Source organism: Nocardioides malaquae, assembly GCF_015070385.1.
GTDB classification, from domain to species: domain Bacteria; phylum Actinomycetota; class Actinomycetes; order Propionibacteriales; family Nocardioidaceae; genus Nocardioides; species Nocardioides malaquae.
Genome location: NZ_JADCSA010001181.1, coordinates 1 through 237 on the forward strand (window position 1 = coordinate 1; position 237 = coordinate 237).

A 237-nucleotide genomic window follows, 5' to 3' on the forward strand; every position below is an offset into this window, starting at 1 on the left:
AAATCCTTACGGCAGTGTTCAATATCAACAAACGTCTGAAAGGGCGGGTGGATATGACCATGGCGCTGGGGCTTTCTGACATTAAAGCGCAGATGGGCGGGTTGGTATATCGCGGTTTTGTCACTGGTAACGGCTTCAAACGGCTGGGCGACACGCTGCGATATTTGCAGGCGATTGAAAAACGGCTGGAAAAACTGGCGGTTGATCCACATCGCGACCGTGCGCAGATGCTGAAAG

General features: G+C 52.3%; 1 protein-coding gene. It reads left to right on the forward strand.

Going from position 1 to position 237, the window contains the following annotated elements:
* Positions 1-237, forward strand: a 237-nt coding sequence (locus IEQ44_RS16520) for a DUF3418 domain-containing protein (RefSeq protein ID WP_193639490.1), incomplete at both ends; no start/stop codon positions are given.